Here is a 13,725-nt window from a genome sequence, read left to right on the forward strand (position 1 = left end):
GTACAGACCGTCAATCTCCTGCTGGATGCGGATGGTCTCGGCTATGGCGGCGGCGATGCGGATGTAGCGCAGCGGGTCATCCAAACGGCGGCCTTTGCGGTCTTTGAGGTATTTTTCCAGCACGGCATAACCGCCGATGCGGTAGGCCCACATCTGGGGGGTGATGCCTTCAAAGTACTTTTCGGCGTTGATCTGCACCCGCCCGGAGTTGGGGTCGTAGCGTACTTTTTCGATCAGGTCGCTGCCCTTGCCCTGGTATTTGACGGCAGCGCCTTCGCCGGGGGAACGCAGCAGGTGCAGGTCAATCAGCCGGCGGCCGAGCAGACATCGGTCAGCAGTTGTCGTTTGCCATTTGATCGTTTTCAACTTCAAGAAAGCCTTTGAGATGCAAACAGCAAAATTTTTGAAAAAATCTGAATTTTGTTATAATTGAATTATTACTTTTTACATACCATCCGATCCTCTTGGGTAAGAATCTTCAAGGAAGAAGCGCCGGCTGCAACAAAAAAGGTAGTGCGGTTAAATTCTGAAGATTTGGAAGAAGGGGGTGACCAGGTGATCTTTATATAACCAAAGCGCAAAGCGTCTTTTGTGTTGTTACAAGGATGAAACCGGAACGGCTTACGTTTTGATTCCCCGGATTTTATGGAGGTATGAAATGTCTTTCCAGAAAAAATTGTTCCGCCTGTCGCAGGTAGAAATCCATTGTCGCCGTGTTCAAGGATGGCTGGTAAGCGTGTTGCTGACCGTAGCTTTGCTGGCTGCTGGGTGCAACACCAGCGCCCCCGAAATACCAGCCTCGCCGACAGCAACTGCTCCCACCCAAACACCGCTGCCCACCTTCACACCATCGCCCACAGCAATTCCCTCTCCGACCTTTACACCCATGCCTACCCCAACGCCGACCCCGCTTCCACTGCCGGTGCTGGCCGGCACGCCGTATCCACAGCCCAAGCAGCCCATTTTGCCAGATAATGCCGAACAAGTTGAGCAGCTGGCGCGCTGGGGCAAAGGCAAGTTGTCGGGGATAGCTCTCTCGCCCGATGGAAAACTCCTGGCGGTAGCTTCGTCAATGGGAATTTATTTGTACGATGCGCAGAGTTTGGAAGAAGTGAAGTTTATTGATTCCAAACCCGGCAGTGTGGCCTTTTCGCCGGATGGAAAAGTGCTGGCTGCGGGATTACTAGACGGTATGGTGCAGTTGTGGCGGATATCTGACAGCACATTACTGCAAACCTTAAGTGGCCACACAAATATTGTTCGGCACGTGGCTTTCTCGCCAGATGGAGAGGTGATGGCTTCGGCATCAGCGGACAAAACCGTTCGGCTTTGGGCAACGAATGACGGTACATTGTTGAAAACTTTAAAAGGGCACACAGATATTGTGTGGAGTGTGGCTTTCTCACCAGATGGAGAGACTCTGGCTTCGGGATCAAGGGACAAAACTGTGCGTATGTGGGCTGCCAATGACGGGAGGTTAATCCGTATTCTCGAGGGACACAAATATCCAGTGCGAAGCGTAACTTTCTCACCGGATGGGCAGTTTCTGGCCTCCGGATCACAAGATGCATCTATAAAAGTTTGGCGCGTTGCAGATGGCACATTGTTACACTCATCAACAACAAATGGAGAATGGGATGGATATGGTGTTGCTTTTTCGCCAGATGGGGAATTCATGGCTGCGGGCTCGCGAGATGGAATAGTTCGGTTGTGGCGGGTTTCAGATGGATCGCTGATTCGTACTCTTGAGGGACACAAATTTCTGGTTTGGGCTATAACATTCTCACCTGACGGCAAGACCTTGGTTACAGGTGGTTGGGATAATGCGATTCGGTTTTGGCAAGTTTCAGATGGTATTCTGATAAATACTCTTGAGGGTCACGCAGATAGTATGTTGAGTCTAACTTTTTTGGCGGACGGGAAGGTACTCGCAGCCGGTTCGTATGACAAAAGGGTGTGGATATGGCAAGTCGTTGATGGGACGGTATTAAGAATCTTAGAGGGACACACAAAGTATGTTTTGAGCGTTGCCTTCTCGCCCAGCGGGGATACTCTGGCTTCGGGGTCAGGAGACGGTACAGTGCGTCTATGGCGAGGTTCAGACGGCGCTTTTCGAAAAACCCTGAATGTAAATTCCACTGTATTCAACATAGCCTTTTCACCAAATGGAAATTATTTGGCTACAGCAGATTATGATGGATACATTAAAATATGGCGTGTTTCAGATGGCGATAGATTGTACTCTCTTGTTGATCACACTGGAAGTGTGATGAGTGTAACTTTCTCTCCGGACGGCCGCACTATTGCCTCTGGTTCGGCAGATAAAACCGTTCGGCTTTGGCACATGTCCGGCAAGAAATTAGAAAGTACCTTGTCTGGGCATAAGAAAATCTATAGCGTTGCCTTTTCGCCGGACGGACAGATTCTGGCTTCGGGGTCAGAAGATGGAACGATACAGTTGTGGCGGGTTTCAGATGGCACACTAATCCAAACCCTCAAAGGGCACACAAGTCTGATAAACTGCGTTGTCTTTTCACCGGATGGGCAGATTCTGGCTTCAGGTTCGGATGACAAAACCATACGGCTTTGGCGCGTTGCGGACGGCACCCTGCTAAATACATTAGAAGTACATAGAGGTGATGTAATGAGCGTTGCCTTCTCGCCGGATGGGCAATTGCTGGCTTCGGCGTCAGCGGATGGAACCGTTCGGCTGTGGGGGATTCCGTAATCCTGCCGTGTCTGTCCCCTTCTGCACCTCCCCCAATCTCACCAAATTAAGATTGGGGGAGGCGGTTTGAAAATAAAGGTTGTGCCTTTGTGTTGAAGTTGTTTTGTTACGTCCCTGCCCGGTTACACCCAGCCGCGGCTTTCCCAGCGGCCGATCAAGGCCGGGCGGGAAGCAAACTTCTGCGCCAGTTGACGCAGCCGTGCCCGAAAAACCGCCTGCGTGTTTTGGAATTCCGACAACTGCTGCAGCTTTTCCAGTAATGCCGTTGCTTCATCATAAACCGAGGCGATTCTGCGCCCATTTTCCAGCAGTGACTCGACCTGCTGCCAGACTTCTCCCTCGCGCTCTGCCAGAGACTGCATATCGGCGATGTGCTTTCGGCGGGCTTCTGCCGCCTGGCGTTTCTTCTCGGCAATTTCCAACTCTTTGGCACGCTTCAGCAGCTGCTGAAGGGTACGCCGTTCTGATGGATGGGGGCGTTCGGTGGGGAAAAACCCAGCCAGCCGCTTGCGCAGCGCCGGCCCTGCGCTGGGATCGCCCTCTGCCAGACGTACCAGGAACTCGTTGCATTCTGCGCGGGACAATCGTTCAATCGGTTTGCGGTAATCTAGCGACTCGGCCTCTTTCCGATCAGGGCTGGCTTCGGCAGCAGCCTGAACCAGAAAGATGTCAAGTCCAAAGAAACGAATGAAGTTCCGCAGAGAAGAGTTTAACTGCTTCAAATCCGCTGGGACGGGCGGTTCAAGGGTCTCAGCCCTGAAAATACTTCGATCAATCGTCACCGCTCTCAGCCAGGCCAGATAAAGCAGGCGGTAGTCGCCCGCCAGCAAATCAGACCGCAGGTGAATGAAGTGCGAAAGGATGGCTTCGTCTTCCGTCCACCACCCCCCATCCGGCGGGTAAAAATCCAAATCGAGTATCTGGTGATCTTCCATCGTTTCAAGAGTGATATATTCGTCCAGCAGATAGGGGGAAATGTCGTTCTCTTCCAGCAGGCCTTTCGGGAAGCGGAACATCAACCGCAGCCTGCCCCAGTTTGCCCAGTAAAAGTAAGCGTCAAAATACTTGAGCAAAACCTGCTTGGGATCGTGGCGGAAGTCGCTCCAGTGATAGGTAACCACCGCCCGGTTTGCGGTGACGTCAATGTGGCTGGAAAGACCGTTGACGGCGGACTGTTCTTCGGGGGTCAGCAGGCGGTCAACTGCCTGCCACTCGTGATACTGGTATTCACTCACTGCTGGCCTGCCTCAATCAAATCATGGACGGTTTGCAGCAACCCTCTGCCGAAGGGTGTAATTTGAAAGCTTTCAACCAATACAATTTCGAAGGGATCTTGCATAAACAAATCCACGTCGGGGTGCAGAATTCCAAAATGAGCCAAAGGCACAATCACAACGGATTGGATAAGGCGATAGAAGAAAAAGTCAGGAACTTCCACATCTGGAATGGCTGAAGTGTCCGCAGGCGGCGCGCTCACTCCTAACAGCCGCTCGGCAAAGGGTTTGAACGGCAGTGGTTCTGCAACAGGCAGCTGCAGCAGTTCTTTGAGAACGGTTTTTGAAAAGCCGAATAAAAGATAACCAAATCTAGCAGCTGATCGGGAAGCAACCGCCCAGTTGGTGCGCGTCCACCAGGTGGCCGTCAGGAAAAAGACCTGCGCGGCTGCATCCGCAGCGAGGAAACGCTCGCCGAGCGGGGTTAATTTCCAACGCTGGCCAGGCCCGCCGCTGATCAGACCGCCGGTGGCTGCCAGAATGTGCCGAAAGACAAGCGGCTGAACATCGCTTTCGCTGCGAACGCGGGTTATAAATCCTGCGATATTCTCTTCCATTGGGGGCGGATTGACCATCTGCGCGCAGATTTCACGCACGGCCTTCAACGGGAAATTGCCGGTGGTTTTGGTACCGGTCACCTTGTTGTCTCGCAGGTAGTTAAGCAGAACAACCACATCGCGGCGCAGGGGGAGTTCTTCTGCAATCCGCCGCTGCTCCTCGGGCAGCGTTTTTGACCAGGCTGAATCCAGATCATACTTAATTTTCAGAAGATCGTCCTCATCCGTGAAGATGGGAAGTCTTCCATCTAAAATTTTCAGGTTAAACACTCTGCGCAGCAGGTTATTCACGCTATTCAAGTCAAAGGCTTCGGGGTCGAATTCCCCGCCAATCCATTCCAGATAATCCTCATGCTCGGGATGATCGGGGTCACTTATTGCGTCCAGGAAGTATTGATAGCCCCACACCCCGCCGACATCTTCTGGAGGGCAGGCGCGCGCGCCTTTCAAGCAGATGGGATAACGGAAATCTTGCTGGGGTGGAAGAATCTTTTCTACCACAAGCGTGTGTTCCCAGCTGTCGCCAAAGTCATACCGGTAGGTAAATCGCTGCTTTTCACGCTTAATCACCGCGCTCAGGGTAGTATGACTTTCGCTAGGGAATTCGTCTTCGTTGAATGCGAATTCCAAATCCTCCGAATTGTGGTAAATCATTTCATCTATAATAAAATCGTGCAGGTGGGAGTTTTCCCAGCCCATCACAATTTGCAGGATGTCATGCAGATCGGATAGGGTGGTATCTCCCGCTACCAGAAAGCGCCGCCAGATCGGCGGGCGGATGTGATTGAGGGAAACCTTGATTTGATAAATTGGGGCGGATGGATTGGACATGGGGATACTTCCTTGAGTTAACTTAGAATATCTAAATTATATTCAATGACTGGATGTATGAAAAGTTGTGAGAAGTTTTAAGGCAGGCAGAAATAAACGGGAAATGACGGGCGAGCTGGCAGTATTATATTGCGCATAGCCAATTCATGACATTTCGCATCGGATTTGTGTCCTATAAAATAGTTAATCCTGTCATAAATTTATTATGATTAAGCATACTAGCATCTGTCAGGGGGGTGTATTACGATAAAGACAACATTCTGCATCTTCTTAACCATTCTCCCCCGCCTGTGTAGGTGAGGTAGCGTTTTTTCAGGATTGATTGCAAACCCCTCTTGGGGAGGGGAGGGGTTCGTGTTGCCTTCTACCGGGTAGTGGATTTGGCGGAAGATGCACCGGAGGGTGCATTGCTTTATTCCTTTGAATCATCTGCCGCTGTTCTCAGGTGTGTTGTTTTTCAAAGCCGCTGACCAGTCGTTGACGGACAGCGGCTTTGTTCTTACCACCCAAACTTCACCCTAAATTCCATCTCCATTTAGAAAGGATCAAAAAACCATGGACTTTAAGCTTACCGAAGAACAAGAACTATTGTTGAACAGCCTGACCGAGCTGCTCCAGCGCGAGGCGCCGGAAAGTCTGATTGCCGAGCTGGACGAAAAGCACGAATTCCCGTGGAAACCGTGGCAGGCTCTGGCAGATAACGGCTTCCTCGGCCTGGGAATCGGCGAGGCCTACGGCGGCACTCCGGCGGATGTGCTCACCCAAACGCTGGTAGCCGAAACGCTGGGCAAATACGCCTTCCCGCTCGGCGTCATCTACGGTTTGGGTGTCATCACCATCCGCGATATTGAACAATTCGGTTCAGAAGAGCAAAAACAGCGCGTGCTGGGCGGCATCTGCCGCGGCGACCCGCCGGTAGCGCTCGGCATCAGCGAGCCGCAGGCCGGCTCGGATGCTGCCGGGCTGAAAACCCGCGCCGTGCTCGAAGGTGACGAGTGGGTCATCAACGGGCAGAAGATTTACTGCACCATCTCCAATATCGCCAAATACATCTTGCTGATGACCCGCGACCCGCAAATCGAAAACCCTTACAAGGGCATGTCCATGTTCCTGCTGCCGACCGATGCGCCGGGTGTGCGCATCAACCCGCTGCCCAAAGTCGGCTGGTGGTCGGTGCCAACCTGTGAGGTGTTCATTGACAATGTGCGTCTGCCCAAGGATGCGCTGGTCGGGCAGCTGAACAACGGCTGGATGCAGCTGATGGCCAACTTCGAGATCGAGCGGATTGTGCTTTCGGCAGCCTGCATTGGTGCGGCTGAAGCGGCCTTTGAAGATGCCGCCGTGTATGCCAATCAGCGGGTGCAGTTCGGCCAGCCCATCGGCCGCTTCCAGATGATTCAGGAAAAGATCACCGACATGGCGATCAAGATCGAAAACATGAAGAACTACTGCTACAAAGTGGCGTGGATGATGGACAACGGCCTGCCGGTGCGCCACGAACACGCCATGGCGAAGTTGTACATCACCCGCTCGGCCTTTGAGGTCATTGACGATGCCATGCAGATCATGGGCGGGCTGGGTTATATGATGGCTCATCGCGTCCAGCGCCTGTGGCGGGATGTGCGCGTCATGCGGATAGGCGGCGGCACGGATGAGATCATGTACAACATTGCCGGCCCGCAGTTGTTGAAGAAATACGCCAAATAATTTTCCAGGTCAATTCCAAATCTATTCTCTTATCTATGAAAGGAGTTTGAACAATCATGGCCAGCACGAAAGACATTCCCCAATTTGGACAGCTTTCCGGGTTAAAGGTGCTCAGCACGGGTACCGTCGTGGCGCAGCCCTACGCTGCCATGTTAATGGCTGAGGCCGGCGCGACCGTCATCCATGTTGAAAGCACCCTGGCACCCGATACCTGCCGGGCAATTAAATATGCCTGGAATCAGGAACACCGCAACGAACTGGCAATGGCGCTCAACATCCCTTCGCCGGAAGGGCGCGAGATTTTCCTGAAATTAATCCGCTGGGCAGACATCTGGATGGAATCCTCCAAAGGCGGCACCTACCAGAAGTGGGGTCTGACCGATGAATACCTGTGGGAGCACAACCCCAAACTGGTCATCATTCACGTTTCCGGTTTTGGGCAGGAAGGCGATCCGCAGTACGTTTCCCGCGCGTCTTACGATGCCATCGGTCAGGCGTTTGGCGGTTACATGTTCATCAACGGTATGCCGGAACCCAACCCGCCCATGCGCGCCGTCCCCTACACCTGTGATTACGTCACCGCCCTGAATGCCTGCTGGGCGGCCCTGGCGGCTTATATCAACGTGCAAAAAACCGGCAAGGGCGAAAGCGTGGACATTGCCCAGTTCGAGATGATGATGAAGATTCAACTGCACTACCCGATGACTTACTTCCAGGATGGGGTGGTGCTGCCGCGCTTCGGCAATGCCGATCCCAAATTTGCCGGTTACAGCGCCTACAAGTGCAAAGACGATAACTACGTGTTTATCGGACTGGTCGGCGCCGGCCCGATGAAGCGCGGCTTGCCGCTGCTCGGTTTGACCGGTGACCCGGACTTCCCCGCCGGCATTCAGCTGGCACTGCGCGGCACACCCGCCGGCGAAAAACTGGATGCTGCCATTCAGAAGTTCTGCGATGAGCACACCGCCGAGGAAGTGGACAAGCTCTTCCTCGAAGCCGAGGTGCCGTGCAGCATCATCCTCAATGTGGCCATGGCGGAGAAGAACCCGCATTACCAGGCGCGGCATGTCTTTACCGAATGGGAAGACCCGCAGTACGGCAAGGTCAAGGGTGTCAACACCATGCCGCGCTTCAAGCGCAACCCCAGCAAAATCTGGCGCGGCGCACCGCTCTACGGCATGGATAACGCCGACATCCTGCGCGAACTGGGCTACACGGATGAGGAAATTGACCAGTTCTATGAAAAGGGAGTGCTGAAAGCCGGCGAAGGCTGTCACTAATTTGAAGGGAATGCGGGGGTGGCTGTAACGAGCCATCCCCGCCTTTTGAGAGGGCTTATGACATACGCTTATGAAACCTTGCAGGTTAGCGTAGAACAGCGTGTTGCACTGGTCACGCTGAACCGTCCGGAGAAATTGAATGCGTTGAGCATGAAGATGCTGGCTGAACTGCGTTCGGTTTTTGAAGAACTGCGCATAGACAGAGAAGTTGGCACCGTTGTATTAACCGGAGCAGGAAGAGCCTTCTGCGCCGGCGGCGACCTGAACGACATGCTGGAAGGTAAATTACAGCTGGACTATACCGCCGGTCGCACGCTGGGCAAGACCATTATGGCCATTCAGGGCCTTGAAAAGCCGGTCATCTGCGCGCTGAACGGCATCGCCGCCGGTGGCGGGGCAGGGGTAGCCCTGGCCTGCGATGTGATCTACGCCTCGGACAAGGCGCGCTTTTCGGAAATCTACACCAACATCGGTATGCTGCCGGACTGCGGCAACCTGTGGCTGCTGGCGCGGGTGGTCGGCCCGTACAAAGCCAAAGAATTGTGCTTCACCGCCGAAATCATTGACGCCGCCGAGATGTACCGGCTGGGAATCGCCCAGCGGCTTTTCCCGCCGGAAGAGTTGCTGCCGGCTTCGATGGAATTTGCCCGCAAGCTGGCCGAAGGCCCGACGAAAGCCCATGCCATGATCAAGACGTTCATTGACCGCGGCTGGGGTCTTTCTCTGGAACAGTTTTACGACCTGGAAGCGCTCGGCCTGGAAATCATCATGCAGAGCGAGGACTTCAAAGAGGGCGTCGCCGCTTTCGTTGAAAAACGTAAACCGGTCTTTCGCGGTCAATAAACCGGCGCGGCTGTTGCGTTCTACGGTTGCCTCGTCCATGTCAGAAGCGCTGATCGGCCTCTGATGTGGACATTCTCATTCCTAAGAAATCAGGTTATCTCTCAGGAGGTGTGATGAACATTATCGTTTGTTATAAATTTGTGCCCGATCCGGAGGACATGCAGGTTAAACCCGACGGGAAAATATCGTTCGAAGGCGCAGAATGGATCATCAGCGATTACGACCTGATGGCAATTGAAACGGCGGTACGGCTGGTGGAAACCCATGGCGGCAAGGTGACCGCGCTGAGCGCCGGCCCGCAGCAACTCTCCAGTTCCAAGGGTAAAAAAGATGTCCTCTCGCGCGGGCCGGATGAACTGGTGCTGGTGGTGGATGAAGCCATGCAGACCGCCGATACCCATCAAACCGCGCAGGTGCTGGCGGCCGCAATTCGCAAGATGGGTGAATTCGATCTGGTGCTGTTTGGCGAGGGTTCGGCCGATCTGTACTTCCAGCAGGTTGGACTTCAGGTGGGTGAACTGCTGGGAGTGCCGGTGATCAATGCGGTCAGTAAGGTGAGTGTAGAGAACGGCCGGCTGGTGGTGGAACGTAGCACAGAAGAAGATGTACAGGTGCTGGAAACCTCATTGCCGGCGGCGCTGGCCGTCACAACCGACATCTGCCAGCCGCGCCTGCCGAGCATGAAGGAAATCCTCAAAGCCGGCAAAAAGCCGGTGACAGAGTGGTCACTGGCTGATTTGGGGCTGAATGTGCACGCGCTGCGCTCCAGTGAGGTGCTGGCGGTGCGCCCGCCCGATCAGGTCGAACGCAAGCGCATCAAACTCAGCGGCGAACCCGATCAGGTCGTTCAGCAGTTGTTGAATTACCTCAGCAAAGAAGGCGTATTATAGGAAGGAGGGGCAGAATGACGAAAGAAATCTGGGTGTTGAGTGAAAAGGAATCGCTGCAGGCGGAACTGCTGGGGGCTGCCCGCTTTTTAGCGGAGGGTCTGGGCGGTACGACTGCCGCGCTGGTGATCGGCGCTGCCGGACGGAGCGAAGCGGCTTTCCGGCAGGGCGCCGATAAAGTGTATCGCCTCAGCGAGACCGCCGAATACACATTGGAGGATTTTCTGCCCAGCCTGGTACAGGCAGTGCAGCAATATCAACCGGCAGCCGTGTTAATCGGTGCGACCTGGAGCGGCAAGGCCCTGGCCGGACGTCTGGCGGCAGTCCTGCACCGCTCGGTGGTCACGGACGTGAAAAAATTTGCCGTCCGGGACGGTCAAATTGAAGCCACCCACCTGATTTTGGGAGGGGGAGCCGTGCGGGTGGAAAGAACGCTCGCTGAACCGTTGATTGCCACGCTGGGGCTGGGTTTGTTTGAAGCCCTGCCTGCCAGTGCCGAAGCGACGGGCGAGGTGGTGGCTCTGAGCTTCGTCCAGCCTCAAAGCCGCTGGGTGCTGCGCGAGCGCAAACCCAAACCGCCTGCTTCGGTCAATCTGGCGGCGGCAAAAAAGGTGGTCTGCCCGGGGCGCGGCGTGCAAAAGCAGGAAGACCTGCAAATGATGTTTGAACTGGCGCAGCTGCTGGGCGCTGAAGTCGGCGCCACCCGTCCGCTGTGCGAGGGCCTGGACTGGCTGCCGCGCGAACGCTACATTGGCGTTTCCGGCGCGTTCATCAAACCGGATTTGTATCTGGGCATCGGGGTTTCCGGTCAGGTGCAGCACACCGTCGGCATTACCGAATCGCGGGTGGTGGCGGCCATCAATAAAGACGAAGAAGCCCCCATCTTCCAGCAGGCCGATTACGGCATCGTCGGCGATTTGTACCAGATCGTCCCGGCGCTGATCCGCGCCTTGCAGGCACGCCGGTAAGGGGGCGGGTATGGAGGATAAGGTTGATGTCATCATCGTTGGCGGCGGGCTGGCGGGCTGCGCGGCAGCGCTGAGCCTGGCACGCGAAGGGCTGGAAGTGGTGCTGGTGGAACGTGGCCCGTATGCCGGCTCCAAAAACCTGAGCGGCGGGGTGTTGTACGGGCGCGTGCTGGAGCAGTTGATTCCCGAATACTGGCAGGAAGCGCCGGTGGAACGAGCCATTACCCGCGAGGTGGTGACTTTCCTCAGTGAGCAAACCGCCTTCAACATAGATTTCCGCAATCCGCGTTTTGCCGAAAGCCACAACGCCTATTCGGTATTGCGCGGTAAGTTTGACCGCTGGCTGGCGGATCGGTGCGAAGAGGCCGGCGTCATGCTGGTGACCGGCATCAAGGTAGAGCGGGTGCTGGTGGAGGAGGGCAGGGCGGTTGGCATTCTGGCCGGAGAAGATGAAATGCGGTCGGATGTGGTCATCCTGGCGGACGGCGCCAATTCTTTCCTCGCCGAGCAGCTCGGTTTGCGTCCGCGCTTCGACCCGGCTCATCTGGCGGTGGGGGTGAAGGAATTGATCGGCTTGCCGCGCGAAACGATCGAGGAACGTTTCAACCTGAGCGGCGACGAAGGTGCTGCCTACGGTCTGGTGGGGTATGCCACCCGCGGGATTGCTGGCGGCGGCTTTCTTTATACCAACCGCGAGAGCATTTCCATCGGTGTGGTCATGCACCTGGATGAGGTGATCGAACACGGCATCAAACCCGCCGAGGTCATGGATGACTTTCTGGCTCACCCGTGCATCGAGCCGCTGGTGCGCGGCGGCAAGCTGCTGGAATACGGCGCGCATCTGGTGCCGGAAGGCGGGCTGGCGATGCTGCCCAAATTGAGCATGGCGGGCCTGCTGGTGACTGGCGATGCCGCCGGTTTGTCGGTCAACAACGGGTTTGTGGTGCGCGGCATGGATCTGGCAATTGCTTCTGGCATGCTGGCCGCTCAAACCGTGCTGGAAGCGAAGGCCAAAGGCGATTTCGGTGCGGAAGCCATGCGCCGTTACGTTCAACTGCTGGAAGAATCATTCGTGCTGAAAGATATGCGCACCTATGCCGGCGCGCCGGCTTTCATGAAGAACAAACGCCTGTATACCGCCTATCCTGAACTTCTGGCTCGGGTGATGACGGCTATTTATCAGCATGAGGGGCAGCCCAAAGCCCATTTGTACACGCTGGCGCTGCAAAGCCTGAAGGAATCGGGCATCTCGGTGCTGGATGTGGCAAAGGACGGCTGGAAAGGAGCGCGCAGTCTATGAAACGGATGACGATCACCGAAAAACTGGCGGTCAACAAGTACGAACTGGACGAGGGGCATCCGCATATTGAAGTGAACCACGAATTGTGCAGCCGGTTGTGCAAAACCAAAGCCTGTCTGTATGTTTGCCCGGCGGGGGTGTACAGCGAACAGGACGGCAAAATCATTGCCGACTGGGCTGGCTGTGTGGAATGCGGCACCTGCAAGGCGGCCTGCCCGGAGCAGGCGCTGGTGTGGGAATACCCGCGCGGCGGTTTTGGGATTGTATACCGCTTTGGGTAAGTGTCAGGGCCACCGCAGCCCGGTACACATCGGGCTGCGGTGGCGAGAGGGGGAACCTGCAGCCGGACTGCGATTTTATACCCAAGATAACTTTTATTATATTGGGATAAATTATTTATCCCATTATTGTGTCATTGTGGCTTGACATCATTGTGTAATTGCGTTATTCTAAACATGGAGGTATAGGATGAAACGCAGTCAATTGATCCTGGATGAAGATAATGACCGACGGTTGAGAGAAATGGCGTACCGTCAAGGTAAAAGCATTTCCGAGATTGTTCGTCAGATTCTGGATGAGTACTTTTCTGAACTCGAGCGAAAAGAGCGAGAACAATCGGTTCAGGCTTTACGTAAGTTGGACCAAATTCGCGAATCAACTGCAAAATTTGGCGTGTATGAAGGCGATCCGGTCAATGAGGCTCGCCAGGAAAGGGACGCCGAGATAGAGGATGTATGGCGTCAGTGGTCATAGACGCAAACCTTGCCATTGGACTGGTGCGCCAAATGCCCTTTTCGGATGCCTTTCGGCGGTTGATTGAGGGCTGGATTTACAACGGGACACCCATGCTGGTGCCCGGCTTGTGGGATTACGAAGTGGTCAGCGGACTGCGAAGGTTGTGGCAGCAAAAAGCCCTGACAGAAGAACAAACCTTCGGCGGACTGGAAGAAATCCTGAACCTGGATATCAAGCGGTATCCGGCAGAGCCAAAATTGATGCAATCCGCCCTGCGCTGGGCAGCGCGGTTGGGACAGAGTAAAGCCTATGATGCCCAGTATGTGGCTCTGGCAGAACAGTTGAACGCGGAGTTGTGGAGCGCCGACCAGCGGCTGGTTCATGCGCTGAGAGATCAGGGCATCCCCTGGGCGCACTGGATTGGGGAAATGTGAGGCTTTAGAAAGTCACGTGGGTAATTACACTGGGGGTAATATCCTTTTGGGGTATCTCCTTTCCCCGGCGGGGGTGCAATAAAACCTCTGCCCTCACTCCCCCTGCCCGGCCGGGCGGTTGAGGCGGTAGGCCAGCAAAACCGCCAGCGGCGGCAGCAAAAAGAGCAGCCCGCCCAGCAAG

The 13,725-nt window shown here is 55.0% G+C and carries 13 protein-coding genes and 1 pseudogene; 10 read left to right on the plus strand and 4 right to left on the minus strand.

The window, feature by feature from the left end:
- Together ACWIZX_RS08120 and ACWIZX_RS08125 are read right to left on the minus strand one after the other, a co-directional pair.
- A pseudogene (locus tag ACWIZX_RS08120) lies at window positions 1-393 on the minus strand (type ISP restriction/modification enzyme); the annotation flags it as partial.
- Between the two features lie 324 nt (window positions 394-717).
- Complete coding sequence (locus ACWIZX_RS08125; protein ID WP_448335417.1) at window positions 718-936, minus strand: hypothetical protein; 219 nt, start codon at window positions 934-936, stop codon at window positions 718-720.
- A 28-nt stretch (window positions 937-964) separates the two neighbouring features.
- On the opposite strand from ACWIZX_RS08125, the gene ACWIZX_RS08130 reads away from it, so the two are divergent.
- On the plus strand, window positions 965-2,728 hold the full coding sequence (locus ACWIZX_RS08130) for a WD40 repeat domain-containing protein (RefSeq protein ID WP_448335418.1): 1,764 nt from the start codon (window positions 965-967) through the stop codon (window positions 2,726-2,728).
- A gap of 122 nt (window positions 2,729-2,850) precedes the next feature.
- On the opposite strand, the gene ACWIZX_RS08135 is transcribed toward ACWIZX_RS08130, so the two are convergent.
- On the minus strand, window positions 2,851-3,963 hold the full coding sequence (locus ACWIZX_RS08135; protein WP_448335419.1) for a hypothetical protein: 1,113 nt from the start codon (window positions 3,961-3,963) through the stop codon (window positions 2,851-2,853).
- On the minus strand, window positions 3,960-5,390 hold the full coding sequence (locus ACWIZX_RS08140) for a plasmid pRiA4b ORF-3 family protein (RefSeq protein WP_448335420.1): 1,431 nt from the start codon (window positions 5,388-5,390) through the stop codon (window positions 3,960-3,962). The genes ACWIZX_RS08135 and ACWIZX_RS08140 overlap by 4 nt, the downstream gene beginning before the upstream one ends.
- Before the next feature lie 555 nt (window positions 5,391-5,945).
- Here ACWIZX_RS08140 and ACWIZX_RS08145 point away from each other — a divergent pair.
- The 9 genes from ACWIZX_RS08145 to ACWIZX_RS08185 all read left to right on the plus strand — a co-directional run bounded on the left by ACWIZX_RS08145 (window position 5,946) and on the right by ACWIZX_RS08185 (window position 13,544).
- Entirely contained in the window at window positions 5,946-7,097 is a 1,152-nt protein-coding gene (locus ACWIZX_RS08145) for an acyl-CoA dehydrogenase family protein (protein WP_322791808.1), read from the plus strand.
- Window positions 7,098-7,153: 56 nt separating this feature from the next.
- Entirely contained in the window at window positions 7,154-8,377 is a 1,224-nt protein-coding gene (locus ACWIZX_RS08150) for a CoA transferase (RefSeq protein WP_448335421.1), read from the plus strand.
- 57 nt (window positions 8,378-8,434) lie between these two features.
- Window positions 8,435-9,220 carry an enoyl-CoA hydratase/isomerase family protein gene (locus ACWIZX_RS08155; protein WP_448335422.1) on the plus strand — a complete coding sequence of 262 codons (786 nt, stop codon included), beginning with the start codon at window positions 8,435-8,437 and terminating at the stop codon, window positions 9,218-9,220.
- A 113-nt stretch (window positions 9,221-9,333) separates the two neighbouring features.
- Window positions 9,334-10,110: a putative electron transfer flavoprotein FixA gene (gene fixA / locus ACWIZX_RS08160; RefSeq protein ID WP_448335423.1), complete on the plus strand. Its 777-nt coding sequence runs from the start codon at window positions 9,334-9,336 to the stop codon at window positions 10,108-10,110.
- A 14-nt stretch (window positions 10,111-10,124) separates the two neighbouring features.
- Window positions 10,125-11,075 (plus strand): electron transfer flavoprotein subunit alpha/FixB family protein, encoded by a 951-nt coding sequence (locus tag ACWIZX_RS08165; RefSeq protein ID WP_322791804.1) that lies wholly within the window; start codon window positions 10,125-10,127, stop codon window positions 11,073-11,075.
- 10 nt (window positions 11,076-11,085) lie between these two features.
- Window positions 11,086-12,375 (plus strand): FAD-dependent oxidoreductase, encoded by a 1,290-nt coding sequence (locus ACWIZX_RS08170; protein WP_448335424.1) that lies wholly within the window; start codon window positions 11,086-11,088, stop codon window positions 12,373-12,375.
- The gene (locus ACWIZX_RS08175) at window positions 12,372-12,656 is read left to right on the plus strand and encodes a ferredoxin family protein (protein ID WP_448335425.1); all 285 of its coding nucleotides are present in this window, start codon (window positions 12,372-12,374) and stop codon (window positions 12,654-12,656) included. Before ACWIZX_RS08170 ends, ACWIZX_RS08175 begins: the two co-directional genes overlap by 4 nt.
- Before the next feature lie 187 nt (window positions 12,657-12,843).
- Window positions 12,844-13,128 carry a ribbon-helix-helix domain-containing protein gene (locus tag ACWIZX_RS08180; protein WP_448335426.1) on the plus strand — a complete coding sequence of 95 codons (285 nt, stop codon included), beginning with the start codon at window positions 12,844-12,846 and terminating at the stop codon, window positions 13,126-13,128.
- Complete coding sequence (locus ACWIZX_RS08185) at window positions 13,110-13,544, plus strand: type II toxin-antitoxin system VapC family toxin (protein WP_322792444.1); 435 nt, start codon at window positions 13,110-13,112, stop codon at window positions 13,542-13,544. Before ACWIZX_RS08180 ends, ACWIZX_RS08185 begins: the two co-directional genes overlap by 19 nt.
- Window positions 13,545-13,725: the final 181 nt, after the last annotated feature.

This window comes from Bellilinea sp. (assembly GCF_053501535.1).

Coding starts and splice junctions, on each gene's coding strand:
- ACWIZX_RS08140 (WP_448335420.1), bottom strand. CDS start 5,390: ATGTCCAATCCATCCGCCCCAATTTATCAAATCAAGGTTTCCCTCAAT.
- ACWIZX_RS08145 (WP_322791808.1), top strand. CDS start 5,946: ATGGACTTTAAGCTTACCGAAGAACAAGAACTATTGTTGAACAGCCTG.
- ACWIZX_RS08150 (WP_448335421.1), top strand. CDS start 7,154: ATGGCCAGCACGAAAGACATTCCCCAATTTGGACAGCTTTCCGGGTTA.
- ACWIZX_RS08155 (WP_448335422.1), top strand. CDS start 8,435: ATGACATACGCTTATGAAACCTTGCAGGTTAGCGTAGAACAGCGTGTT.
- fixA (WP_448335423.1), top strand. CDS start 9,334: ATGAACATTATCGTTTGTTATAAATTTGTGCCCGATCCGGAGGACATG.
- ACWIZX_RS08165 (WP_322791804.1), top strand. CDS start 10,125: ATGACGAAAGAAATCTGGGTGTTGAGTGAAAAGGAATCGCTGCAGGCG.
- ACWIZX_RS08170 (WP_448335424.1), top strand. CDS start 11,086: ATGGAGGATAAGGTTGATGTCATCATCGTTGGCGGCGGGCTGGCGGGC.
- ACWIZX_RS08175 (WP_448335425.1), top strand. CDS start 12,372: ATGAAACGGATGACGATCACCGAAAAACTGGCGGTCAACAAGTACGAA.
- ACWIZX_RS08180 (WP_448335426.1), top strand. CDS start 12,844: ATGAAACGCAGTCAATTGATCCTGGATGAAGATAATGACCGACGGTTG.
- ACWIZX_RS08185 (WP_322792444.1), top strand. CDS start 13,110: ATGGCGTCAGTGGTCATAGACGCAAACCTTGCCATTGGACTGGTGCGC.